Consider the following 24579-nt stretch of genomic DNA (forward strand, 5'->3'; position numbering starts at 1 on the left):
CAGATCGCAGCAGAGATTGTTTCCTGTTTCAGGTGATGATGGAATGGCTATTTTTCAAGGTTTTCATCATCATCCGTCATTTTAGCCAGACGCGCCGACATGACCCATCTGATATGTCTGCAGTCTATACTGCCATGCTGGCTTTCGCACTTTCGGAAACTGCCAGAATTTGTGGTTCGTGTCCTGTCGATCGCAAAAACTGAATGAGATCATCACGCCTGATCGATGTCGTGGCTTCATTGGTCAGCGGATGACAGTTGATGATGTCGTTCTGCATCAGTTCAGAATCGATGATCACACGTACATTATGGCCCGTATCGTTGATAACACCAAACAGTGTCACCGATCCTGGCAGAACGCCCAGATATTCCAGCAATTTCTCCGGCTTGCCAAAGGAAACGCGGCTTGCCGCCCCAATGATGTGATGGATCGTCTTGAGGTCAACGACAGCCTCTTCATCAACCGTAACCAGAAAGAACTGATCCTTCTTGTCTTTCAGGAACAGGTTTTTGGTGTGTCCGCCTGGGATTTCACCGCGCAGCTTCTGCGAATCCTCAACCGTGAACAACGGGGGATGCGTGTGGGTCTTGACCTCAATTCCAAGCTCTTTCAGATAATCGTGCAGGGCAGACGGTGTTACTGGCATGTTTCAACTCATTTATCTCATCCTGATGGTTCATATTATCTGTTTGAGATCATGACAAATTGTTTTGCTCAATCGGGATGCGCTTTTCGACTCGATGGCGTCTGTTCCGACGACTGCCTTTTTTGTCTGATCGATATCGCACTCTGCAGCAGGGCTTGAACGGGATCCTGTCCTTTCAGGGACTTGTCGATGAGAATACGCAAATATCCTCCGGCAGAACGGATCGTATCGCTCCGTTGAAGCAGACAAGCTATTGCAATCGCTGCCATTTCCTTGCCTAATTGCTGTGTGGCGTGAAGGAACAGTCTTCTGTCGATACCAAGAAAGGTATGAATCTGTGATGCTGTTGCATAAAGCTCAGACCAGTGTCGGATGGGCTGAATCGAATAGTTGCTAATTTCAGGACATGAACGCAGGACAATATCCAGTGTGACCGATGGCATCTGGTTTATTGGCGTGCGAATTTCTGACTTGCCTTGCGCCTGTTCAGAATGGGAATCTGACTCTGAATTATTTAAATGCCGCTCATTTTGGGATTCATTGCCGCTCGAAAATGATGTTTTTTCATTTAAAGCCAATAGCTTATCAATTTGCGCACGAATTTCGGCCAATTGACTGACAAATATCTTCAGTTCATCAAGTTCTGCCCGGCGTGGAATGGAGGCAACGACATGCCGAAATTGGGCAAGAAGCTGCGACCAGCGCGTCAGATATTCGTCAGCAACAGGCAGCTCCAGCATTTTGGCAATGTCGCGTCTGAGAAGGCTCAATTGCTCGCGCGTTTCGGTGAGGGCAATTTTTGCCGCTTTTACCTGTTCTGCTGCCTTTTCAATTTCGTGGGCACGCACCAGCAATGGCTGCAGCGAAAAGCCAAAAGCGACTTTCAGTTCGCCGCCCTTGGCGCGTCTGGCATAGCGCTTGCCATTCGGACTGTCATGCCTGGCAATGAGATTGGCTTCCACCAGTGCTGCGAGATGGCGACGCAATGTTGCATCGGCCATGCCATGGGCGCGCAGGGAAAGCTGCCTGTTGGATGGGAAAACGATCAGGTTCGATTCTGCGGTCAGTTCTGTTTCCGGATAAAAGGACAACAAAGCTGAAAGTACCGCAAGCGAACGGTCGCTTACGCCAAAAACCGTCTTTGCTTCGCACAGCAAGCGATGCAGTCGCCATTTGTCAATGCGCGCCTGTCGATCTGTATCACGTGTCAGCGCCTGCCTTTTTAACAAGGCATAGGTCACCGATCGAGCGCCGAAAGGCGTCGATGCTATAAAACCATCCATTTTCTTTCACCTTCGATAAGGCAAAAGATATCCAGCCGCCAAAATTGACGTTGTTTACGCTTGACACTGATTCGTGGATTTGCGATTCTCTAGCTGCTAAACTGATGAGAAGGGCTTCCACGACGGCAACGTTTGGGGGCCTTTTTCTTTTGCTATCAACCTCTTTCTTGACTTCTTTGGTTAGTCTCTCCAAAGCCTGTTAATGTACTACTGCACTCCAGACGAGGAATCCCTCGCCTGCCCTTGTAGATTCACTGGCCTTCATTCAGGAATGAAGTGTAGAGTGAATCCAGATTCCTGGAAATCCAGTCTGCAAAGCGAACCCCATTGGTGGAGCTCAAAGCCAGCGTTGCTGTTTTTCCATTCTGTTTCAAAGTTGCTTTCACCGACTTGTCGGCTGCAGCCCAATTGACGCCCTGCTTGACGGCGGCCTTGGTTACCGGTCTTGACTTCCGTTTTCCTTTGAGAAAGCCGTAAAGCAGTTCAAATCGCTCAGCCGATTGAGCTGCACTGAATTCCTCACTGGCGATGCATTCATGAGCCGCATCCAGCTTGCCAGGCTGTTGAATCAGCTTGCGTAGTTCCAGCCAGCGATCACGCCCAATGCCTCGTGCTGCACCAATGGCCGTCAGAATGTTTTCCGGAATGGTCTTTGGAATGGTCAACATCTTGGACAAGGTCTGATAATCAATGGTGAGTGCAGCCTGAATGGTTTCGCGGGCAAAGCCCAGAGATTCCAATCGTGCTGCAAACAGGGTGCGTTCAATGAAGCTCAGATTGGCGCGGGCCGAGTTTTCCTGACCCTGGCTGATAATATGCTCAATATCGGCAAGGGGCTTGATGACCGCCTTGACCTTGCGGCCAAGCTCCCGCGCAACACGTACACGGCGATGACCAAAGACGATCTGATACCGGCCATTTGCCTGCGGATGCGGACGCACCAGAATCGGGCTGTCCTGCCCCCTCTCCCGGATTGCCTCCAGAAGCTCGGCATATTCAGGATCTTCTGCTTCCACAATGCGGTCGGATACGAAGGAGCCATCGATCAGCGCAGGATCAAGCTCGACAATGGCCTCGCCTTCAAGATTGCGGGAGGCCTGCTTTGCCAGTTCGTCAATCGAGGCCGACAGCGACTTTGCGGCTCCAAAACGGCGCGGCGCGTTTTCAAGCGGCATTGCGGCTTCCTGATCCGCAAGGTCGTTCTTCATCACGCTGTCAAATATGTTCTTCCGTGCCATTTTTTCGTCCCAAGCAGGTAATGTCCTGTTTTTGCTTCAATTTTCTCAAAATAGACGGCCGTCTATCGTCCCCATGCTGCATGAATCAGTCCACGAATCTCGGAATTGACCGCTTCCATTGCATCGATGGCGCGATCATAGGTGGCGCGATTCATGGATGAACGCTCCACTTCATACAAGGTCTGCTTTGTCAGACCGGCATCGGAAATGGCGGTCGATTTCAGCATCTGGTTTTTCAGCATGTGTGAGGCCAGCATGCTTTGCATGAAGCCGACCATCTGCGCCTGTGGCACATCGGTCGGCTCATAGCGCGTGATCAGATAGCGGAACCAGTCAAGCTGGACCCCGCCGCCGGCCTGTTTGACTGTCTTGAGAATGTCGCCCAGCATCAGCAGGAATTGTGACATCGACATCAGATCCAGCATTTGCGGATGAACCGTGATCAGCACGGCTGTCGCGGCCGAAAGGGCCGTCAGCGTGAGATAGCCAAGCTGCGGTGGGCAGTCGATGACCACAACGTCATAGGATGAATCGACCTGCTCCAGCGCATTTGCAATACGGTTCCAGAATGTCTTGCCCTCGCCGCCATTCTGCATCGCAAGTGGCGTGTCATATTCATATTCCTGCAGCTCCAGCATGGCAGGAATAATATCAAGACCCGGAAAATTGGTTTTCCGAATAACCGCCTCAATCGGTTTGCGCTCGGAATCATAACGGATGGCTTCATAGAGCGAAGGAAATTCATCCAGCTCAGGCTGAATGCCGTGCAGAGCGGAAAGCGAAGCCTGCGGGTCAAGGTCAATTGCCAGAACGCGGTGACCAGTCAGAGCCAGATGCTGTGCAAGATGCGCAGCTGTTGTTGTCTTGCCGGAGCCGCCCTTGAAATTCACCACGGCAATGACCTGCAGTTTTTCATTGCCACGACGATGCGGAACATAGCGCTTCAGTTCTGAACGGCCATTCTGGTCAAGCCAGTAACGCAATTCCAGGATCTGTTCAGCCGTATAGGTGCGTCGTCCACCGGGCAGGATGGTTGGCTGGACACCCTTGCCTTCCAGATGCAGCTTTTTCAGATTGCTGGGTGATACGCCAAGAAAATACGCCGCTTCCGCCATGGAAAACTGACGCAAGACCTTGCGCGCATCCGGGGGGAAGTTTTCATGGCGCAGCATATTAAGCTTGCGGGAGATTTCCCTCCCTTGCATTAATATCATGTCGTCGAACGACATTGATGCTGCAACGCTGGCGTTATTCATTGAGAATTTATCCTAATGACGGCATTGGCGCAAAAATAACTCGAATGCCGTCATTATGTCCGATTCTTTTCCTTCTGCCTAGTGGAGCTCTTTAGAATAGGTTCACATGAAATCCTGAGCGTAAACGGGCTTGCGCAGAGCTCGAATCGGTTTCTAATAACTATGTGAAAATAAATCATATTTCTGAAAATAGTCTGCCGTCTAATCTTGATGTTTTGCGTCCATCCTGTCGTGTGCGTGGCTTGCGTGACTTTTATCTGCGTCTGGACGGCATTCTGTTGTGCAGTCTGCCAGGCTGTACTGGGCGCCCAAAACGGCACGTGTGGCCGGGGTGATTCTCTGTTGCGTCCGGCAGGAATTCGGCCTTCTGACCTTGGTGTGGCGTTGATTTCTTAACCTTTCCGGCGTATGGTTTCGACAGTTGTTTGCGTGCGCTGGTTATCAGGTTGCGCCGCTCAGATTCTCCCCAAAATGGCTCGAAACAAAAGTCGCTCTGGCTAAAGCCAAGGGCAGGTTAGCTTTATTATGCTGGAATTCAGACTTGTTTCCAACAAGATAGAAATAGGCAAGAAATGCCCATCCAGGCGCGTTCTGATGCGTCTGAAGCACAATCCTTTTGCGATTATGCAGGGCGCTGCGGCAAATTCAAAAACAGTCCGGCCAAGCTGAAAGGGCAGCTATCCATCGGGCAGCGCCATCTGATCCGGTGGCGTGTCAGGGAGAGATCAGCGTCGTCCGAACAGGCGCTCGATATCGCTCAGCTTCAGTTCAATATAGGTCGGGCGTCCATGGTTGCATGTGCCGGAACCGGGGGTTGCCTCCATTTCACGCAGCAGCGCATTCATCTCTTCAGGCCGCAAGCGGCGACCAGCGCGCACTGAACCGTGGCAGGCCATGGTGGCGGCCACATGATGCAGCATGGATTTCAGTCCATCCGATGTGTCGTGTTCGGCGATTTCATCGGCAAGATCGCGGATAAGCTGTTGCACATTCATTTCGCCCAGCATGGCCGGGGTTTCACGCACGGCAATGGCGCCGGGGCCGAACTGCTCAATGGTCAGGCCAAAGCGGGCAAGGGTTTCGGCATGCGCGGCAAGCCTGATGGCATCCTCTTCCGGCAGATCGACAATTTCTGGGATGAGTAGCAACTGACCGGCAATGGGACGGGAATGCAGTGCATTTTTCAAGGCCTCGTAGACCAGCCGTTCATGGGCGGCATGCTGATCGACAATCACCAGACTGTCTTCGGTTTGCGCGACAATATAGTTTTCATGGATCTGCGCCCGTGCCGCACCGAGCGGTTTTTTCAACAATTCAGCCGGTGCCTCTCCCTGACCGGCGCGCACATCAGCCGAAGGCATCACAATATCGCCCAGTATGGGGGTGGATTCCTCACGCAGGCTTGCCGGCTGGCCCAGATCAAGCGGACGATGGGCAGGATGAGCGGTCTGCGGCGACCATTCGTTGCGTGGAGCAGGGTTGTTCCAGCGATTGGAGCCGAAAGCCTGACTGCCACGTGGCTGAAGGCCTTCTGCACGGAAGGCCTGCAACATGGCTTCTGCGCCGCTCGTGGCCGGGCGGATGCCGGAATGGCTTAAGGCCTGCTTGATGGCGCCGACGATCAGACCGCGGACCAGACCCGGATCACGAAAACGCACATCGGCTTTCGCGGGATGGACATTGACGTCAACCAGCGCCGGATCAAGGGTCAGGAACAGGACAGCGACCGGATGGCGGTCGCGCGCAATCACATCGGCATAGGCACCGCGCAGCGCGCCAAGGATCTGCTTGTCGCGGACAGGCCGGCCATTGACATAGGCAAACTGATGCAGCGCATTGCCGCGATTGAAAGAGGGAATGCCGGCAAAACCCGAAAGCCGCACGCCTTCGCGTTCGGCATCAAGAACAAGCGCATTGTCGGCAAAATCCTTGCCCAGAATCTGGGCGATACGTTCCAGTGTTGCTTCTGCGCCTGTACCGGTTGCAGGCAGCTCAAGCGGAGTACGATCCGTGCCGGCCAAAGAAAAACGGATATGCGGAAAAGCGATGGCGATGCGCTTGACGACTTCCGTGATGGCCAGCGCCTCGGCGCGTTCCGTCTTCATGAATTTCAGCCGGGCAGGGGTGGCAAAGAACAGGTCGCGCACTTCAACAATCGTGCCACGATTCAAGGCTGTCGGGCGCGGCCCTTCCATGTGACCACCGGAAACGGAGACTTCAAAACCGCTATCTGCTCCCTCGGGGCGGGATTTCAATGTGAGTTTTGCTACCGATCCGATTGAGGGCAGTGCCTCGCCGCGAAAGCCGAGCGCGCGGATATCATGGACATCATCGGTGAGCTTTGACGTGCAATGACGCGACACGGCAAGTGTCAACTCATCAACCGGAATGCCGCAACCATTGTCGCTGACGCGCATCAGCGTCTTGCCGCCACCCGCTGTGACAATTTCAATTCGGGTTGCGGCGGCGTCGATGGCGTTTTCGACAAGTTCCTTGATCACGCTGGCGGGGCGTTCGATGACTTCGCCCGCCGCGATTTGGTTGATGATGGTTTCGCTCAAGTGTCTGATCGTCATCAGTGCACTATAGGCGGATTCGCTTTTGCGCAAAACCTTGGCAGTTGTGGATTAACTGCGGCCATAGACATCGTCAAAACGGACGATATCATCTTCGCCGAGATATTCGCCGCTTTGCACTTCAATCAGTACCAGCGGCAAGATGCCGGGGTTTTCCAGCCGGTGTTTGAAACCGCATGGAATATAGGTCGACTGATTGGTGGTCAGCAGAATCTCGCGTTCGCCATTGGTAACTTTCGCCGTACCGGAAACGACGATCCAGTGTTCGGAGCGGTGGTGATGCGCCTGCAGGCTCAAACGGCGGCCGGGTTTGACCACGATACGCTTGATCTTGAAGCCGTCGCCTTCTTCCAGAACCGTATAGGTTCCCCATGGGCGGTGGGCAGTACGATGGAGCTTTGCTGCTTCATGTCCCTGAGCACGCAGCTTATTGAAGACGCTTTTCACGTCCTGCGCCTTGTCGCGATGGGCCACCAGCAGCGCATCCGGCGTGTCGACGACCAGAAGATCATTGACGCCAACCAGGCTGACCAGACGGGTCTCGGACAGGACAAAGCAGTTGGTCGTATCTTCAATCACTGTTTCGCCATTCAGGCGGTTGCCATTGGCGTCCGGCTTGATCAGGTCTGCCATCGCCGCCCATGAGCCAATGTCTGACCAGCCACAGGATACCGGCACACAGGCAATATTGTCGGCCTTTTCCATGACGGCATAGTCAATGGAAATGGCAGGGGTGGCGGCGAATTCGGCCCTGGCGATTTCCAGCGTTTCCGTCTCGCCCTGCTGTCCGTGGCGCGCTTTTTCAAGCGCGGCCGTGACACCGGCCAGAATCTCTGGCGCATGGCGCTGCAAGGCATCAAGCATCGTGGCAGCGGTGAAGCAGAACATGCCGGAGTTCCAGAAATACCGTCCGCTGGCAACATAGGCTTCGGCCGTTGCTGCATCGGGCTTTTCGACAAAGCGCAGCACATCATTGCCCTGCGCCTCGATATAGCCGAAACCTGTTTCCGGGTGATCGGGCACAATGCCGAAAGTAACGATGCGCCCGGTTTGCGCAAGCTGCCGCGCCTTGCTGACGGCCTGGCTGAAGGCCGCTTCATCGGCGATCAGATGATCGGCAGGCATCACCAGCAAGATGGCATCCGGCCCATGCGTGGCGGCTATATTGCATGTGGCAAGCGCAATGGCGGGTGCCGTGTCGCGGCCAAGCGGTTCCAGCAGGAAAGTGTCATGAATGGCTTTGGCATTTTCAACGCCGTGCTCACCTGCATAGGCATCAAGCGTCAAAAACAGAAAATCGCGATTGGTGACGGTCAGGATCTGTTCGACATCCGGCAGGCGCGAAGCGCGCGCATAGGTTCTGCCAATCAATGTGCTACCATCCGGCAATTCAATAAAAGGCTTTGGATGCGCATCGCGAGACAACGGCCAGAGGCGCGAACCGGAACCGCCACTGATGATAACCGGGATAAAGCTCATTGCTCAGGCATCCTTTGTTGCATTACGGGCGACATCAAGGCCAAGCGCCAGCAATGCCTTGGCGTCATTTTCAGTTTTTGCTTCCACATAGCATCGCAGTTCCGGCGCATTGCCGGAAGCGCGATAATGGACGGCGTTGCCGTTGTCAAAAAACAGCTTCACGCCGTCAATGGTTTCTGTACGTACAATAGTGCCTGCATTTTGAAAAAGCGCGTCGCGTTTTTCACTATGGTCAAGTGCGGCAAGGAAGGCACTGCTCGTCGCACGTGGAATATTCTGCAGCCGATCGCTGAGCGCAATGCGAAAACCAAAACCTTGCGCGATGCGAGATAAGGGCTCGCGCTGGTCGGCGATGGTTGAAACCGTCGCAAGAATTGGCAAAAATGCATCACGGGTTGGCAGGGCCGTGAGTTTGCGGCATGACCTTTCAATATCGCTGCCAAGCAGCACGCCGCCATTGGCCTCAAAGCCGACGATGATTGCGGCATTTTCCCTACCAGCGCGTTCCATGCCTTCGATGACATAGGGCGAGCCGACGCGGGTACGCAAAATGCGCTCAAACCGGCCGCAACTTTCAAGCGCGGAATTGGAGGTGACCGGCGTGACAATCGTATCCGCGCCGACCCATGCGGCGGTTATTGCGCCAACCAGATCGCCACGCACGAACTGCCCTTTTTCATCTGCAATCAACGGCCTGTCCGCATCGCCATCCGTGGAAACGATGGCATCGAAATGCTCATCGCCTGCCCATCGTGCCAGAAGCCCGATGTCTTCTGCGCGCAAGGCTTCCGTATCGACCGGCACAAAAATGTCGGATCTGCCAAGGGCGACGACTTCGGCACCGAGCGCGCTTAAGGTGGCAGTCAGCAGATCGCGCGCGACGGAAGAATGCTGGTAAATACCGATGCGCAGACCCTGCAGGGCATTGGGGCCCAGAAAATCCACGTAGCGGGCGACATAGTTTTCACCAGCGGCCTTATCGATTGCGGACGGGTTCAGCATGTGGATTGCGAGATCTTCCGGCAGGCTGGCATGAAGGGCGGAAATGGCCTGTTCGTCTTTCTTGTCGATCTCGCCATCGGCACGATAGAATTTCAACCCGTTGCGGTCATCGGGAATATGGCTTCCGGTCACCATGATGCAGGGCGCATGATTTGCCATGGCGTGAAGGCTCAGGGCTGGCGTTGGTACTTCGCCGCAATCAATGGGGGTGAAACCTGCGTCGGCAATTGCCGCCATGGCCAAGGCGGCAATATCCGGGCTGGAGGGACGAAGATCTCGCCCGACATAAATATTGGCGCCCGGCTGGAGGCTGTCGGCAAGCATCTGCACAAAGGCGTAAGCATAGGCATAGGCCGGTAGACCATTCAGTTCGCATGCCAGGCCACGCAGTCCGCTTGTGCCAAATTTGAGAGATGTGCCGCCCATCTGATAAACCTTTGCTGACTCGCCGCTATTGGCGTTGATAGTCCTTATAGGCAGGCAAGTTGAATTCGTTAAGACTGTCTGCGGCAATCACGGCGCGCGCCACGGCATGCGCCATGACCATCGCGCCAATCGCGCCAATCGCGGTGACATCGGCCTCCATGTCTGCCTTGCCGGTTGATGCGGCAAAAATCGTGTCGCCATCAAGCATGGTGTGGATCGGGTTGATGCTGCGGGCAAAACCGTCATGCGCCATGGCGGCAATCTTTTTCAGCTGCGCCTTGTTGAAAGGGGCATTGGTCGCAATGGCCCCGATGGTCGTATTGGCCCCGGCTTGCAAGGCCACACGATGACCCTGCATGATTTCTGCCATTGCATCGCGAAAACCCCTGCCATTTTCGGCACGTGCGCCGGCGAGAATCTGGCTGGAGCAGGGTGCATAGACATCGCCTACCGCATTGACCGCAACAATGGCACCGACAACAATGTCCGTGCCAGGAATATGATGGCTTGCCGTGCCAAGCCCGCCTTTCATGGCGTAATCCATGCCGAACAATTTGCCGACAATGGCGCCCGCACCCGCACCAATATTGCCTTCGGGTGAGGGAAGGGTGGTTGCGGCCTTGCAGGCAAGATAGCCTGCCTCCTCATCCGGGCGTATGGAAAAATCGCCAAGCCAGAGATCCATCAATATGGCGGCCGGGACGATTGGCACCACGCCAGAGGCAATTTTGAAGCCAATGCCCTGTTCTTCAAGATAGCGCATTACGCCGCCTGCTGCATTGAGGCCATAGGCACTGCCACCTGAAAGCAGGATTGCGTGAACCCGGTCAACAAGGTTCATGGGATCAAGCAGATCTGTTTCGCGAGTGCCCGGGGCAGAACCACGGACATCCACGCTTGCGATTGCACCGTCCTCAAACAGGAGCACGCTGCAGCCCGTCGGGCGCTGGTCGAGTGTATGATGGCCGAGTTTCAGACCGGGAACGTCGGTTATGCTGCCGTCCAGTAGGTGTAACAAGTTCAGCTTCTTTCTCAGTTGTCCGCCCTTTGGCGCATATTGCCCTGGTCATTTACTATGCCCGGGCACACATGCTGTGACAAGCATGACGCAGCATGCGCAAAACAGTCGGTGCAATTGACAAATCTGTGATCCCGGAAGCGTGGGAAGATGTTCAAGAAATAACGTAAAACTCTTTCCATTTGATCTTAACCGTGTTACGAGCCGGTGCCAATTCAACCTGTAGATTATCCTGAATCGTCGCTGCTCCCGGGCTATCCGCAGAGAGCGGCTTTTCTTATTCAAAGGAATTGGCAATGGCTAAAATCGTGGAAACTGCCACTGGCACGCTCGCTCTCACCTTTGACGATGTGCTGCTTCAGCCGGGTCATTCCGAAGTCATGCCCGGCCAGGTCGATCTGCGTACCCGCGTTGCGAAAGACATCGAACTGAACCTGCCGCTGCTTTCGGCGGCCATGGATACGGTGACCGAATCACGCCTTGCCATTGCCATGGCGCAGGCTGGCGGCATTGGCGTCATCCATCGCAATCTCTCGCCAGAACGTCAGGCTGAGGAAGTCCGTCAGGTGAAGAAATTCGAATCCGGCATGGTGGTCAATCCGGTCACCATCGGCCCGGATGCAACACTGGCTGAAGCCCAGGCGTTGATGAAGGTGCATGGCATTTCCGGTATTCCGGTTGTTGAAGGCAGCGCGAAAGGTCCGGGCCGCCTCGTCGGCATCCTCACCAACCGCGACGTGCGTTTTGCGTCCGATCCGAACCAGAAGATCTATGAATTGATGACGCGTGAAAATCTCGTCACGGTTCGCGAAAACGTCAGCCAGGAAGAAGCCAAGCGCCTCTTGCATGCCCACCGCATTGAAAAGCTGCTGGTCGTGGATGACAAGGGCCGTTGCGTTGGTCTGGTGACGGTCAAGGATATTGAAAAGTCGCAGTTGAACCCGAATGCAGCCAAGGATGCGCAGGGTCGCCTGCGTGCGGCTGCTGCCACCAGCGTCGGCAATGATGGGTTTGAACGCGCCGAACGCCTGATTGATGCCGGCGTTGACCTGCTCGTTGTCGATACGGCGCATGGCCATTCGCAGCGCGTGCTTGATGCTGTTGCCCGCATCAAGAAGGCCTATCCGAATGTCGCCGTGCTTGCCGGCAATGTCGCAACACCGGATGGTACGCTGGCCTTGATCGATGCTGGCGCCGATGCAATCAAGGTTGGCATAGGACCGGGCTCGATCTGCACCACGCGTATTGTTGCAGGCGTTGGTGTACCGCAGCTTTCGGCCATCATGGGCGCGGTCGAGGTCGCCAACAAGCACAATATTCCGGTGATTGCCGATGGCGGCATCAAGTTCTCCGGCGACTTTGCCAAGGCGCTTGCTGCCGGTGCGGCTGCTGCCATGGCTGGTTCGCTGCTTGCCGGTACGGAAGAAAGCCCGGGCGAGGTTTATCTGCATCAGGGCCGTTCCTTCAAGGCCTATCGCGGCATGGGTTCGGTTGGCGCCATGGCGCGCGGTTCGGCAGACCGTTATTTCCAAGCGGAAGTGCGCGACGAGCTGAAGCTGGTTCCGGAAGGCATTGAAGGTCAGGTTGCCTATAAGGGCCCGATCTCGGCTGTTCTGCATCAGCTTGCCGGTGGCCTGCGCGCCTCGATGGGCTATGTCGGTGCGAAGAACCTGCAGGAATTCCGCGAAAAGGCAACATTTGTCCGCATCACCAATGCAGGACTTCGCGAAAGCCATTCGCATGGCGTCACGATCACCCGTGAAAGCCCGAATTATCCGGGCGGCATGTAAGAGCAACGTGCAACTTGCATCTGAAAGGCCGTCCGGATGGGCGGCCTTTTCTTTCTGAGGCAGAGAATAGTGCGTTTGCGGATTGCCTTTGCCCTGCAATGAAGGCTATTCCCGGTTGAGAAACTGTTGAAGGAGATGCAATGCGGCTCGGCGGACGCCTACAAGCGGCAATCGAAGTTCTGGAAGCGTTTGAAGCAGGTTCACGTCCTGCCTCCGACGTTTTGAAGGACTGGGGTGCGGCGCATCGGTTTGCCGGTGCGGGTGATCGCGCAGTGATCGGCAATATTGTCTTTGATGCCTTGCGGCACAAGCTTTCAATCGCATGGCGCATGGATGCGGATGATGCGCGCGCGCTTGCCTTTGGCGCGCTGCTCGCGGATGGCGGCATGGATATTGCGGCCATTGACGTGGCCCTTGAAGGTGACCGATTCGCGCCGGCTCCCTTGGAGGCTGCGCGGCGCGATGCCTGGAACATGCGCGATCTTGCGCATGCGCCAGCGCATGTTCAGGCTGATGTGCCGGAGTGGTGTGCATCGTCGCTGCAGGCATTGCTGGGCGCGCATTGGGTGGAAGAGGGCAAGGCGCTTGCCTTGCGTCCGCCGGTTGATCTGCGCGTCAATCTTCTGAAATCGACGACGGAAAAGACATTGGCCGCGCTCGAGAAGGCCGGCGCCGCACCGGCCCCCTTTCTCGATCAGGCAATTCGCATTGCGCCGATTGAAGCGCTTGGCCGTCATCCCAATGTTCAGGCCGAGCAGGCCTTTATTGATGGCTGGTTTGAGGTGCAGGATCTCGGGTCGCAGCTGGCGGCACTGTTTGCCGACGCCATGCCGGGCGAACAGGTGCTTGATTATTGCGCGGGCGCTGGTGGCAAGACATTGGCGCTTGCCTCTGCGATGAAAAACAGCGGCCAGATCCATGCCTATGATGCCGAACGCACACGCCTTGCGCCGATGAGCGAACGGTTGCAACGGGCAGGCATTCGCAATACGCAAATTCATGCCAGCCTGGCTGATCTTGAACCGCTGGTTGGCCACATGGATCTTGTTCTGACGGATGCGCCCTGCACGGGGTCTGGAACATGGCGACGCAGGCCGGATGCAAAATGGCGGCTGAACGCCCAGCAGCTTGAGCGACGCGTGCAGGACCAAAAAGACGTTCTGGAAGACGCAAAGCGTTATGTCCGGCCGGGCGGAAGGCTTGCCTATGTGACCTGTTCGCTGTTCGCCGAGGAAAATACGCGACAGGTTGAATGGTTTCTGGCAGCCAACCCTGATTTTCAGGAAATATCGGCCGAAAGCCTGTGGCAGGCAAAGGTGCGCGATAACAATGGCATGTCGCCGGTCTTTCCGGGGCATGGCAGCGTATTTTCACCCTTGTCGACAGGTACGGATGGGTTTTACGTAAGCATATTGCAGAAACGGCAGTCATAGTGGGGGGAAATGGCGCATCAACGTGTAGCCGAGCCGGACTTCAAGGAACGCGTGGAGGAGAGTTTCGCGCGGCAGGCGGCAATGAAACTGATCGGCGCGGAGCTCTGCCGCTGCGAACCGGGCATTGTGGAAATCGAGATGCCATTTCGCGAGGAACTGACGCAGCAACATGGATTCCTGCATGCAGGCATTATTTCGGCAGCACTTGATTCGGCCTGTGGCTATGCGGCACTGACCTTGATGCCGTCGGATGCAGCGGTGCTTACCATTGAATTCAAGGTCAATCTGCTTTCGCCCGGCAAGGGCGACCGATTCCTGTTTCGCGGCGAGGTCACCAAGCCCGGACGCACCATCATGGTCAGTGACGGACAGGCCTTTGCCATCACCGATACGGATGTGCGACTGATTGCGACCATGACCGGGACGATGATGGTTGTGCAGGATCGAAAAGGTTTGCAGGGATGATCAAGACGGTTGCCGGAAAGCGTTTGCTTTATGCCATGGCGGCAGATGCCGAATATGGACGGCATCTGGCAAAGCTTTTCGACCCGTTGATGATCGGCGTTGGTCCGGTGGAAGCGGCCGTCAACCTGACACGCGCGCTGACGCTGCTGGAACGGGATGGCGAGCGGCCGGATCTTGTGATCTCGCTTGGCTCTGCCGGTTCGGCAAGATTGCCGCAGGCCGAGGTGTTTCAGGTTTTATCCGTGTCTTACCGCGATATGGATGCCTCGCCGCTTGGTTTTGAAAAAGGCACGACACCCTTTCTGGACCTGCCCAAGGTGATCGAACTGCCCTATCAGATTGCGGATATTCCTTCCGCGTCTTTGTCGACAGGAGCAAATATCGTTTCAGGCGCGGTTTTCGATACGATCGACGCCGATATGGTCGATATGGAAACCTATGCCTGTCTGCGCGCCTGCCAGATCCATGACATTCCGCTTTATGGGCTGCGCGGCATTTCCGATGGTGCGGCAGAGCTCAAACATGTTGGTGACTGGGCGCAATATTTGCATATCATAGATGCGAAACTGGCCGCGGCCGTTGAACGGCTGGAAGCCGCTGTGGCAGACGGATTGCTGGCATCCTCCTGACAACGCAATGTCAGGAGGGACAATATTTATGCAATCCTCTGTTGAGCATATGCAGATTAAGGCCTATAGGGCATTGCATCCCGGCCACTTTTTCAATAGATGCTGCACATGAGCACGACAGCGCATCCCGACACAATCCTTATCATCGACTTTGGCAGCCAGGTGACGCAGCTGATTGCGCGTCGCGTTCGCGAGGCCAATGTCTATTGTGAAATCGTTCCTTTCCAGTCAGCGGAAGCAGCCTTCAAGCGGCTGAACCCGAAGGGCGTAATTCTTTCCGGCAGCCCACATTCGACGACCGATATCGGTTCGCCGCGTGCACCACAAGCGGTGTTTGAAGCTGGCATTCCGGTTCTTGGCATCTGCTATGGCGAACAGACCATGTGCGCCCAGCTTGGCGGCAAGGTGGAAAGTGGCCATGATCGTGAATTCGGCCGCGCATTCCTGGATGTGCAGGAAGACAGCCCGCTTTTTGAAGGCGTCTGGGCCAAGGGCACGCGTCATCAGGTCTGGATGAGCCATGGCGACCGTGTCACAGCTCTGCCGGCAGGTTTCACCATTATCGGTACCTCGCCGAACGCGCCGTTTGCGGCTATCGCCGACGAAAAGCGCAAATATTATGGTGTGCAGTTCCATCCGGAAGTCGTGCATACGCCGGACGGCGCAAAGCTGTTGCAGAATTTCGTTCATCGCATTGTAGGTGTAAAGCCGGGTTGGACGATGGGCGCCTATCGCGAACAGGCCGTTGAGGCGATCCGCAAACAGGTGGGCAAAGGCAAGGTCATCTGCGCGCTTTCAGGCGGCGTGGATTCTTCCGTTGCAGCATTGCTGGCACATGAAGCCGTTGGCGACCAGCTTACCTGTATTCTGGTCGACCATGGCCTGATGCGCAAGAACGAGGCGCAACAGGTCGTCGACATGTTCCGCGAGCATTATAACCTGCCGCTGATCCTGGTTGACGCTTCCGACCGCTTTATCGGCGAGCTGGAAGGTGAAACGGATCCGGAAAAGAAGCGCAAGACCATTGGCCGTCTTTTCATCGAAGTGTTCGAGGAAGAAGCCAAGAAGCTTGGAGGCGCGGATTTCCTCGTGCAGGGTACGCTCTATCCTGACGTGATCGAAAGTGTTTCCTTCACGGGTGGGCCATCGGTGACGATCAAGTCGCACCATAATGTTGGCGGCTTGCCGGAACGCATGAACATGAAGCTGGTCGAACCGCTGCGTGAACTGTTCAAGGACGAAGTCCGCCTGCTTGGCAAGGAACTCGGCCTTCCGGATAGTTTCATTGGCCGTCATCCATTCCCAGGTCCCGGTCTTGCCATTCGCTGCCCGGGCGGTGTGACGCGCGAGAAGCTTGAAATCCTGCGTGAAGCCGATGCGATCTATCTTGATGAAATCCGCAAGGCTGGCCTTTACGACAAGATCTGGCAGGCTTTTGCCGTCCTGCTTCCGGTCCAGACGGTTGGCGTGATGGGCGATGGCCGCACCTATGAATATGTCTGCGCACTGCGTGCAGTGACCTCCGTCGATGGCATGACGGCGGACTTCTATCACTACGACATGGACTTCCTCGGCCGCACCGCCACCCGCATCATCAACGAGGTCCGCGGCATTAATCGCGTTGTCTATGACGTGACCTCTAAACCTCCGGGCACGATCGAGTGGGAATGATTCCGCGTCCGGCAGCCGCCGGCAGGATCAGGCAGCAGAAACGCCTAAGCCCGCATCACTATGGCTTCAGACTGCTGACAATCGCTACGGCCCATGATGTCTTCATATTCACGGAACGTCCCGGATTTGAAAGGTGAATAGACCGTAATCAAAACCCCTCGTTTCGATAATGATCGAAAACGAGGGGTTTGCAATCAATCTGGTGCGGCTTGCACCGCGCTTTATTGATGCTCTGATGGCGTCAGAAGATTACGGCTTGTACTTCTGGACAGCACCCGGCAGCTTGCTCCAGTCAGCATACCAGTTGTCGAACAGCGTGAGCTGGGCTTCAACATAGCCGCGCTGGCTTTCGGTCAGTTCGTCGGTTTCGTTGAAGTGCAGTGTGTATTCCTTGTTCCCCTTCAACACCATCATATATTTGAAGAAGAGAACGAGATCCGGACCTTCGTCGAAGGAGGAAAGAATAGCGAGTGCCTGTTCCAGTTCATAGGCGCGAGCGCGGGCGTCTGCGTCGCCCTTGGCCGCAGCCTGGGCGAGATTGCAAAGGTGCAAGACTTCCTTCGGCAGAACATTGCCGATGCCGGTGATGGCACCCGTTGCGCCGCAATTGATGTAGCCATGGACAACAGCGGTATCAACGCCGATCATCAGCGTGACGTCATCGTCGCGGCTGGTGATGTTTTCAGCCGCATAACGCATGTCGGCCGGGCCGCCAAATTCCTTGAAGCCAACGAGGTTCGGATGTTCCGCGCGCAGCGCGAAGAACAGGTCTGCGCGGGTGGCAAAACCATAATATGGGCTGTTGTAGATAACAGCCGGAAGGTCAGGAGCTGCAGAAAGGATTGCCTTGAAGTGGTTCCTCTGGGCGGCAATCACGGAAGTGCGCGACAGAACGCGCGGAATGACCATCAGGCCATGTGCACCAACCTTCTGGGCGTGCGCAGCATGGGCAACAGCCGAAGCCGTGTTGACTGCGCCGGTGCCGACAACGACCTTCACGCCAGCCTTTACAAGGCGTTCGACGCCTTCCATACGCTGTTCGTCGGTCAGCAGAGGCCAGTCACCCATCGAACCGCAATAGACGACTGCCGACATGCCGGCAGCAACCAGTTCCTGCGCCTTGCGAACCAGCGCGTCATAATCCGGGGTGCGGTCTTCCTTGCATGGGGTCATGAGGGCCGGGATAACGCCGGTGAAAATGCTGGCAGCCATCGAAAACTCCTTTTGATCAGCGTCAACAATCTGTCGCACCCATTCGAGATGCGCGAACCTGTCTTTCGAGCATCAGAATAGCACTTGTATTTTATTTGTCGACAAGAAATATGCGAGTTTACAAACCAATTTCCAGCCGATCCTGGCCAACCAGCAATTTCTGAACCTGATCAACGATTTGCTCGGCATGCTCGGCAGCCAGCCGTTCGGAAAGTTCCGTGTCGCGTGCCGTGATGGCTGCGATCATTTCTTCATGTTCATCGACGAAGCGTTTTGGCAGGCGGTCATTATAGGACTGATAATAAAGCCGCAAAATGCGCCGACCCTCATCCAGCAGGCGCTTGAACAGGCTTGTGAAGTAGGGGTTGCGGCCAGCTTCGGCGATGGCCAGATGAAAGGCGGCATTGGTGGCAATCATCGCCAGGGCATCCTGGGCCTCGACGGCTTTTGCAAATTCGGCCTGGCGTTGGTGGATGATCTCAAGATCTTCCGGCCGGTGGTTCTTGGCGGCCAATTGCGTAGTGACGCGATACATCAGTTTCAGCGCGTCGAAATAGGTGTGCATGTTGAGAAAGTCGATTTGCGACACCATGGTCGAGCGGTTTGGCAAAGTGTCGATCAGGCCTTCGCCAGACAGACGCACCAACGCTTCGCGGATGGGCGTGCGCGACATGTTGAACCGCTCGGCAAGTTGCACCTCATCAATGGGGCTGCCGGGTTTAAGCACGAGATCAAGAATCTCATCGCGCAACAGGTCATAGACCATTTTCACGCCTGAACCGCGTTTGCGCTCCGGATTCTGATTGTTATCGGTCGTGTCGCTCATGAAAAAATCCTTCTGTCGACAAAAGGAATACAATTGCAACCCCGCAAGATCAATGCCAGTGCATTGCATGCATGGAAGGGGGCCTTTGCATTAATGTGCGAACCGCCTTAGTTATGCTCAAGGGGCGGTCGTCAGCTGGCACAAATAAAGGTTCTCGATGAGCACGGAGCTTACAATCTGCATCGTCTTGTTCAAGCCTGATCTGGTTGAACTATTTCGGACATTTGATGCCTTGCTCGTGGCTATAAAGGCGCTTGAAGCGTCGGTCGGAACCCGACTGCTGATTGTCGACAATTCGCCGGATGCATCCCTTGATCTGTCAGCCCATCCGCTTTTTTCAGTGGTGGAGACTGAAATTGCCAGCGGGCAGGGCAATGTCGGCTTTGGGCGGGCCAATAATATTGCGCTGAAAAAGGGCGTTGGCACTTATCATCTGGTGCTTAATCCCGATGTGGAAATGGCACCCGACGCGCTCATCAAGGCACTCCACTTCATGGATGCCAATCCGCAATGCGGGCTTTTGTCGCCAGCCGCAACCGCACCAGATGGGCGCACACAATATTTATGCAAGCGCTATCCAAGCCTGTTTGATCTGTTCTTGCGTGGCTTTATGCCTGCCTCAGTCCGGCAACTCTTCCGCAAACGGCTTGATCGCTATGAGATGAAGGAAGAAACCGGAGACGACGTGTTCTGGGATCCGCCAATTGTCAGTGGCTGTTTCATGCTGTTTCGCGGCGATGTGTTCAGGACGCTTGGCGGGTTTGATCCGCGCTACATGCTTTATTTTGAGGATTTCGACATTTCCTTGCGCGCTGGGCGACAGGCACGCATTGCCTATGTGCCGGATGTGAAGATCGTTCACGGTGGTGGCAATGCCGCCCAAAAAGGCTGGTGGCATATTGCCCAGTTTTTGAAATCGGCCGCGATCTTCTTTCCTTCACACGGGATAAAGCTGTTCTGAATCAAGCCAGCATCTGTTTCAGATCAGACTGCACTTTCAGCAAGGCTGGCAGATAGCGGTCAATGATTTCCGCATTGCTGGCAACAGAAGCGGCAAGGCCGGTATTGAGCGCGGCAATAGTCTTGTTGTGCATGGTTATCACCGGCACGGCGATGGAACGCAGGCCCATTTCCACTTCCTGATCGATCTGGGAATAGCCTTGTTCATGCACCTTTTCCAGCTCTGCAAGCAGTTCGTTGATGTCCGTCTTGGTATATTGGGTCCGCGCGATACGATCTGATGTGGCAAGTATGGCCCTTTGCTCATCAGGCCTGAGGCTTGCCAACAGAACACGCCCCATGGAAGTGCAATAGGCGGGCAGGCGTGAGCCCGGCATCAAGGAGATCGACATGACGCGGGTTTGTGTCGCGCGGGCGACATAGACGATTTCCGTTTCATCCAGAATGGAAACCGAAGTGCTCTGTCCGATCTGCTGCGAAAGCTGGTCGAGCACGGGCTGGACAATGCGTGGCAAAGGCATGGTGGCAAGGCAGGTCGTACCGAGCCGGAGAATGCGTGGCGTCAATGTGAAGAATTTGCCGTCATGAGCGGCATAACCAAGCTCTGCCAGAGTGAGCAGGCAGCGCCGCGCGGTTGCCCGGTCAAGGCCGGTCTGTTCAGAGGCTTCCGAAATCGACAGGCGTGGCCGGTCTGCCGAGAAGGCTTCAATGATTTTCAGCCCCTTGGCAAGGCCACCCATCATGTCGCGTTCCTTGATCATGCTGCATTAGCCTGTCTGAAATTGTGCGATATACGAACAAAATACTATTAACGCACATTTTGCTTGAAGTCGAATTGTTCTTGCGCCTATGTCCACCGCAACTGGGTTGAGGTTTGACAACATGGCGGAGGTAGTGGGGCAGCCTGTTCAAGCATGGCTGTTTTTCTTGGGCATATCAGCAATCGATTGGGTCCTGTTACAGGGGCTTCACGCATGTCTTGCAGAGGCGGTATGCGTCTGGCGGACATGTATGGGACACTGAAAGCCGTCGTTCAGAGGAGCTCAGCTTTCCAATGAAACGCTGAGAGGCTCTGACATGTTGTTCTTTCGCAGTTCCGGACGGAAAACCGGTTTCTGCTTTTCCTGGAACTGCTCTGCCTGAAGACCGAAATCCGTTTCACTGTTCCGGAACTGTGAGGAAAGCAAAATGACTGATGCTTTTATCTGCGATTATATTCGCACACCGATTGGTCGCTTTGGCGGTGCGCTTTCGTCGGTTCGCGCTGATGATCTGGGCGCCATACCGCTGAAAGCGCTGGTTGCGCGCAATCCTTCGGTTGACTGGGAGGCCGTCGATGACGTCATCTATGGCTGCGCCAATCAGGCAGGCGAGGACAATCGCAATGTGGCACGCATGTCGACGCTGTTGGCCGGTCTGCCGGTTTCTGTTCCGGGCACGACGATCAACCGTCTTTGTGGCTCTGGTATGGATGCAATCATTGCAGCCGCCCGCGCGATCAAGGCTGGCGAGGCGGAGCTGCTGATTGCCGGTGGCGTGGAAAGCATGAGTCGTGCGCCCTTTGTCATGCCAAAGGCGGAGACAGCCTTTTCGCGCAATGCGGAAATCTATGACACCACAATTGGCTGGCGCTTCGTCAATCCGGTTCTGAAAGCGCAATATGGCATCGATTCCATGCCGGAAACCGGCGAGAATGTTGCCGCCGACTTCAATATTTCGCGTGAGGATCAGGACGCTTTCGCGCTGCGCAGTCAACAGAAGGCAGCTGCAGCACAGGTCAGCGGTCGTCTGGCGCAGGAAATCACCGCCGTAACCATTCCGCAGCGCAAGGGCGATCCGGTTGTGGTCGACAAGGATGAGCACCCACGTGCAACGACCCTGGAGGCTCTGGCCAAGCTGCCTACTCCGTTCCGCAAAGAGGGAGGAACGGTGACGGCAGGCAATGCATCCGGCGTGAATGATGGTGCCGCAGCACTGATCATTGCCTCGGCGGAAGCTGCCAAGAAATATGGACTCACGCCGATCGTACGCATTCTGGGGGGAGCAACGGCGGGCGTGCCGCCACGCATCATGGGCATTGGACCGGCACCAGCAACGCAGAAGCTGCTTTCGCGCCTTGGCCTGAAGCAGGAACAGCTTGACCTGATCGAATTGAACGAAGCCTTTGCCAGCCAGGGCCTTGCAACACTGCGCCAGCTTGGCATTGCCGATGATGATGTCCGTGTTAACCCCAATGGTGGCGCGATTGCGCTTGGCCATCCGCTCGGCATGTCGGGTGCGCGCATTGTCGGCACGGCGGCACTGCAGTTGCAGATCAACCAGGGCCGCTATGCGCTGGCAACCATGTGCATCGGCGTCGGTCAGGGCATTGCGATCGCGCTTGAACGTGTCTGATTGAAGGTGAAAACCGAAAAGGGCGTGGCGATCATGTCCACGCCCCTTTTGCCTGAGCTCACAGACCGCGCTTGGCGATCATTGCATCGGCTGTCGGCATCTTGCCGCGGAAAGCGATATAGAGTTCTTCCGGGTCACGGCTGCCGCCGGCAGCATAGATATATTGCTTGAGCCGGGCAGCAATCTCCGGGTTGAATGCATCGCCCGTTTCCTCAAAGGCCGAGAAAGCATCGGCATCGAGCACTTCCGACCACATGTAGGAATAATAACCGGCCGAATAACCATCGCCGGAAAAGACATGGGTGAAATGCGGCGTGCGATGGCGCATGATGATTGCCTGAGGCATTGACAGTTTTTCGAGCGTCTTCTTTTCGAAGGCAAGCGGATCATCGATCTTTTCATTGCCGGTATGGAAGGCCATGTCGACCAACGCCGAAGCGGTAAATTCAACCGTGTTGAAACCGGCATTGAAGGTCTGTGCCGCCAGAACCTTGTCCAGCAGTGCCTTTGGCATGGCGTCACCCGTGCGATAATGCACGGCATATTTTTTCAGGATTTCCGGCACGGTCAGCCAATGTTCGTAAAGCTGCGACGGCAGTTCGACAAAATCGCGCGAAACGGCAGTGCCGGAAACGGCAGGCCAGGTCACATCCGACAGAAGTCCATGCAGCGCATGGCCGAATTCATGAAACAGCGTGCGCGCATCATCAAGCGAAAGCAAGGCCGGTTCGCCTTCCTTCGGCTTGGCAAAATTCATCACATTATAGATGATCGGCTTCTGGCCGCCATCGAGCTTGTGACTGCGCTGCAATGCGCTCATCCATGCGCCAGAGCGTTTTGACGTGCGGGCAAAATAGTCGCCGAGGAACAGGCCGCGTTCCGTACCGTCCGGGTTGAAGACCTGGAAGACACGGACATCCGGATGCCATGTGGGGATGCCCTTCTTTTCTTCAAAGCGGATGCCGAACAGACGCGTTGCGACATCAAAACAGGCCTCGATGATCTTTTCGAGCTGCAGATAGGGCTTGAGCTCGGCTTCATCAAAGGCATAGCGTTCGGCGCGCAGTTTTTCGGCATAGAAGCGCCAGTCCCACGGCGCGACCTTGTGGTTCCTGCCTTCAGCGGCAATGAGCTGCTGCAAGGCTTCTTCCTCTTCGGCTGCCTTGGCGCGTGCCTTGTCCCACACCGGTTCGAGCAGATCCATCACGGCCTTTGGCGTCTTGGCCATGGTGTCATCAAGCTTGTAGGCGGCAAAATTGGCATAGCCCAGCAGATGTGCCTTGCGCTCGCGCAATGCCACCATTTCGCGGACAATCTCGCGATTGTCGGTCTCGCCACCATTTTCGCCGCGCCTGGCCCATGCGTTGAAGGCCTGTTCGCGCAAGGAACGGTTTTCGGCAAAGGTGAGGAATGGCTCGACGATCGAGCGGGCAAGCGTGACCGCATAGGCATCCGGTCGTCCGCGCTCAGTGGCAGCACTCTGCATGGCGTTCTTGAGGAAATCCGGCAGGCCGACGAGATCAGCCTCGTCGGTGATGAACAGGGCCCAGCTTGCTTCATCTTTGAGTACATTCTGGCCAAAGCGTGCGCCAAGGCTCGCCAGTTTCTCATTGATTTCCGCCAGTTCCTGTTTGCCTGCTTCGTCAAGCTTGGCACCGGAGCGCACAAATCCTTTCCATGTCTTTTCCAGAACGCGCCTTGTCTCTGCATCGACATTGAGCGCGTCGCGCTGTTCATAAAGTGCATCAATGCGGGCAAACAGGGCCGGGTTCATCATGATGCGTGAATAATGCCGCGACATTTTTGGCGCGATGTCACGTTCGAGCGTCTGAATGGTCTCGTTTGTATGGGCGCCAGCACGCAGCCAGAAGATGGACGAGACATGATCCAGCGCCTTACCGGTCAGCTGCAATGCTTTCAGCGTATTGTTGATGGTGGGGGCCTGCGGATTGTTGGCGATGGCTTCGACCTCGGCAAGGTCGGCTGCCAGAGCTGCATCAAAAACGCTCGCAAAATCCGCATCAGAAAAGGCAGTGAAATCCGGCAGGCCGAGTGGTCCGTTCCATTGGGTCAGGGCGGTGTTGAGTTCTGGATTTCTGGACATGGGACAACTCCGGATCATCAGGTCAATGACAGACTTGTGACTTAGGATGTGGTTGTGACCACTGCAAGAGATTGTTGACGAGATTACGCTAGAGCAACTCACATTTTGATGGAATCGAAAGGGATTCCCCTTTCGATTAAAATATGATTCAAACTACTGGCTAGTTGGGAG

General features: G+C 55.6%; 19 protein-coding genes. 7 read left to right on the plus strand and 12 right to left on the minus strand.

All coding sequences use genetic code 11. The features are described 5' to 3' along the window. Positions 1 to 124 precede the first annotated feature (124 nt). The 8 genes from ACFO1V_RS02215 to ACFO1V_RS02250 form a co-directional block, all read right to left on the minus strand. Positions 125 to 646, minus strand: a complete 522-nt coding sequence (locus ACFO1V_RS02215) for a prolyl-tRNA synthetase associated domain-containing protein (protein WP_374831591.1) — start codon at positions 644 to 646, stop codon at positions 125 to 127. A gap of 68 nt (positions 647 to 714) precedes the next feature. Continuing rightward, positions 715 to 1929 carry a plasmid replication protein RepC gene (repC, locus tag ACFO1V_RS02220; RefSeq protein ID WP_374831593.1) on the minus strand — a complete coding sequence of 405 codons (1215 nt, stop codon included), beginning with the start codon at positions 1927 to 1929 and terminating at the stop codon, positions 715 to 717. A 251-nt stretch (positions 1930 to 2180) separates the two neighbouring features. Next, positions 2181 to 3167 (minus strand): plasmid partitioning protein RepB, encoded by a 987-nt coding sequence (gene repB / locus ACFO1V_RS02225; protein WP_374831595.1) that lies wholly within the window; start codon positions 3165 to 3167, stop codon positions 2181 to 2183. A 62-nt stretch (positions 3168 to 3229) separates the two neighbouring features. Further along, on the minus strand, positions 3230 to 4423 hold the full coding sequence (gene repA / locus ACFO1V_RS02230; protein WP_374831597.1) for a plasmid partitioning protein RepA: 1194 nt from the start codon (positions 4421 to 4423) through the stop codon (positions 3230 to 3232). A 725-nt stretch (positions 4424 to 5148) separates the two neighbouring features. Further along, complete coding sequence (gene mutL / locus ACFO1V_RS02235; protein ID WP_374831599.1) at positions 5149 to 6999, minus strand: DNA mismatch repair endonuclease MutL; 1851 nt, start codon at positions 6997 to 6999, stop codon at positions 5149 to 5151. A 51-nt stretch (positions 7000 to 7050) separates the two neighbouring features. Next, on the minus strand, positions 7051 to 8478 hold the full coding sequence (locus ACFO1V_RS02240) for a mannose-1-phosphate guanylyltransferase/mannose-6-phosphate isomerase (protein WP_374831601.1): 1428 nt from the start codon (positions 8476 to 8478) through the stop codon (positions 7051 to 7053). Between the two features lie 3 nt (positions 8479 to 8481). After that, positions 8482 to 9906, minus strand: a complete 1425-nt coding sequence (locus ACFO1V_RS02245) for a phosphomannomutase (protein WP_374831603.1) — start codon at positions 9904 to 9906, stop codon at positions 8482 to 8484. Positions 9907 to 9931: 25 nt separating this feature from the next. Continuing rightward, positions 9932 to 10942 (minus strand): P1 family peptidase, encoded by a 1011-nt coding sequence (locus tag ACFO1V_RS02250; protein ID WP_465251719.1) that lies wholly within the window; start codon positions 10940 to 10942, stop codon positions 9932 to 9934. A 278-nt stretch (positions 10943 to 11220) separates the two neighbouring features. Between ACFO1V_RS02250 and guaB the strand changes: the two genes are divergently transcribed. The 5 genes from guaB to guaA all read left to right on the plus strand — a co-directional run bounded on the left by guaB (position 11221) and on the right by guaA (position 16912). Continuing rightward, positions 11221 to 12714: an IMP dehydrogenase gene (guaB, locus tag ACFO1V_RS02255; RefSeq protein ID WP_374831605.1), complete on the plus strand. Its 1494-nt coding sequence runs from the start codon at positions 11221 to 11223 to the stop codon at positions 12712 to 12714. A 140-nt stretch (positions 12715 to 12854) separates the two neighbouring features. Next, entirely contained in the window at positions 12855 to 14147 is a 1293-nt protein-coding gene (locus tag ACFO1V_RS02260; protein WP_374831607.1) for an RsmB/NOP family class I SAM-dependent RNA methyltransferase, read from the plus strand. Between the two features lie 9 nt (positions 14148 to 14156). Beyond that, complete coding sequence (locus ACFO1V_RS02265; RefSeq protein WP_374831609.1) at positions 14157 to 14612, plus strand: PaaI family thioesterase; 456 nt, start codon at positions 14157 to 14159, stop codon at positions 14610 to 14612. Then, a complete protein-coding gene (locus tag ACFO1V_RS02270; RefSeq protein WP_374831611.1) occupies positions 14609 to 15241 on the plus strand; it encodes a 5'-methylthioadenosine/S-adenosylhomocysteine nucleosidase in 633 nt (210 codons plus the stop codon). The genes ACFO1V_RS02265 and ACFO1V_RS02270 overlap by 4 nt, the downstream gene beginning before the upstream one ends. Before the next feature lie 108 nt (positions 15242 to 15349). After that, the gene (guaA, locus tag ACFO1V_RS02275) at positions 15350 to 16912 is read left to right on the plus strand and encodes a glutamine-hydrolyzing GMP synthase (protein WP_374831613.1); all 1563 of its coding nucleotides are present in this window, start codon (positions 15350 to 15352) and stop codon (positions 16910 to 16912) included. Positions 16913 to 17161: 249 nt separating this feature from the next. Here guaA and ACFO1V_RS02280 read toward each other — a convergent pair whose 3' ends face one another. Both ACFO1V_RS02280 and ACFO1V_RS02285 read right to left on the minus strand, forming a co-directional pair. After that, positions 17162 to 18124, minus strand: coding sequence for a dihydrodipicolinate synthase family protein (locus tag ACFO1V_RS02280; RefSeq protein ID WP_374831615.1), 963 nt, complete (start codon positions 18122 to 18124; stop codon positions 17162 to 17164). A 118-nt stretch (positions 18125 to 18242) separates the two neighbouring features. Next, positions 18243 to 18950 carry a GntR family transcriptional regulator gene (locus ACFO1V_RS02285; protein ID WP_374831617.1) on the minus strand — a complete coding sequence of 236 codons (708 nt, stop codon included), beginning with the start codon at positions 18948 to 18950 and terminating at the stop codon, positions 18243 to 18245. A 157-nt stretch (positions 18951 to 19107) separates the two neighbouring features. Here ACFO1V_RS02285 and ACFO1V_RS02290 point away from each other — a divergent pair, with 157 nt between their 5' ends. Further along, complete coding sequence (locus tag ACFO1V_RS02290) at positions 19108 to 19911, plus strand: glycosyltransferase (RefSeq protein ID WP_374831619.1); 804 nt, start codon at positions 19108 to 19110, stop codon at positions 19909 to 19911. A 1-nt stretch (position 19912) separates the two neighbouring features. Here ACFO1V_RS02290 and ACFO1V_RS02295 read toward each other — a convergent pair whose 3' ends face one another. Beyond that, positions 19913 to 20671 carry an IclR family transcriptional regulator gene (locus ACFO1V_RS02295; RefSeq protein WP_374831621.1) on the minus strand — a complete coding sequence of 253 codons (759 nt, stop codon included), beginning with the start codon at positions 20669 to 20671 and terminating at the stop codon, positions 19913 to 19915. A gap of 427 nt (positions 20672 to 21098) precedes the next feature. Here ACFO1V_RS02295 and pcaF point away from each other — a divergent pair, with 427 nt between their 5' ends. After that, positions 21099 to 22304 (plus strand): 3-oxoadipyl-CoA thiolase, encoded by a 1206-nt coding sequence (pcaF, locus tag ACFO1V_RS02300; RefSeq protein WP_374831623.1) that lies wholly within the window; start codon positions 21099 to 21101, stop codon positions 22302 to 22304. A 58-nt stretch (positions 22305 to 22362) separates the two neighbouring features. Here pcaF and ACFO1V_RS02305 read toward each other — a convergent pair whose 3' ends face one another. After that, positions 22363 to 24408 carry a M3 family metallopeptidase gene (locus ACFO1V_RS02305; RefSeq protein ID WP_374831625.1) on the minus strand — a complete coding sequence of 682 codons (2046 nt, stop codon included), beginning with the start codon at positions 24406 to 24408 and terminating at the stop codon, positions 22363 to 22365. Positions 24409 to 24579 lie beyond the last annotated feature (171 nt).

This window comes from Daeguia caeni (genome assembly GCF_042653845.1).
GTDB classification, from domain to species: domain Bacteria; phylum Pseudomonadota; class Alphaproteobacteria; order Rhizobiales; family Rhizobiaceae; genus Brucella; species Brucella caeni.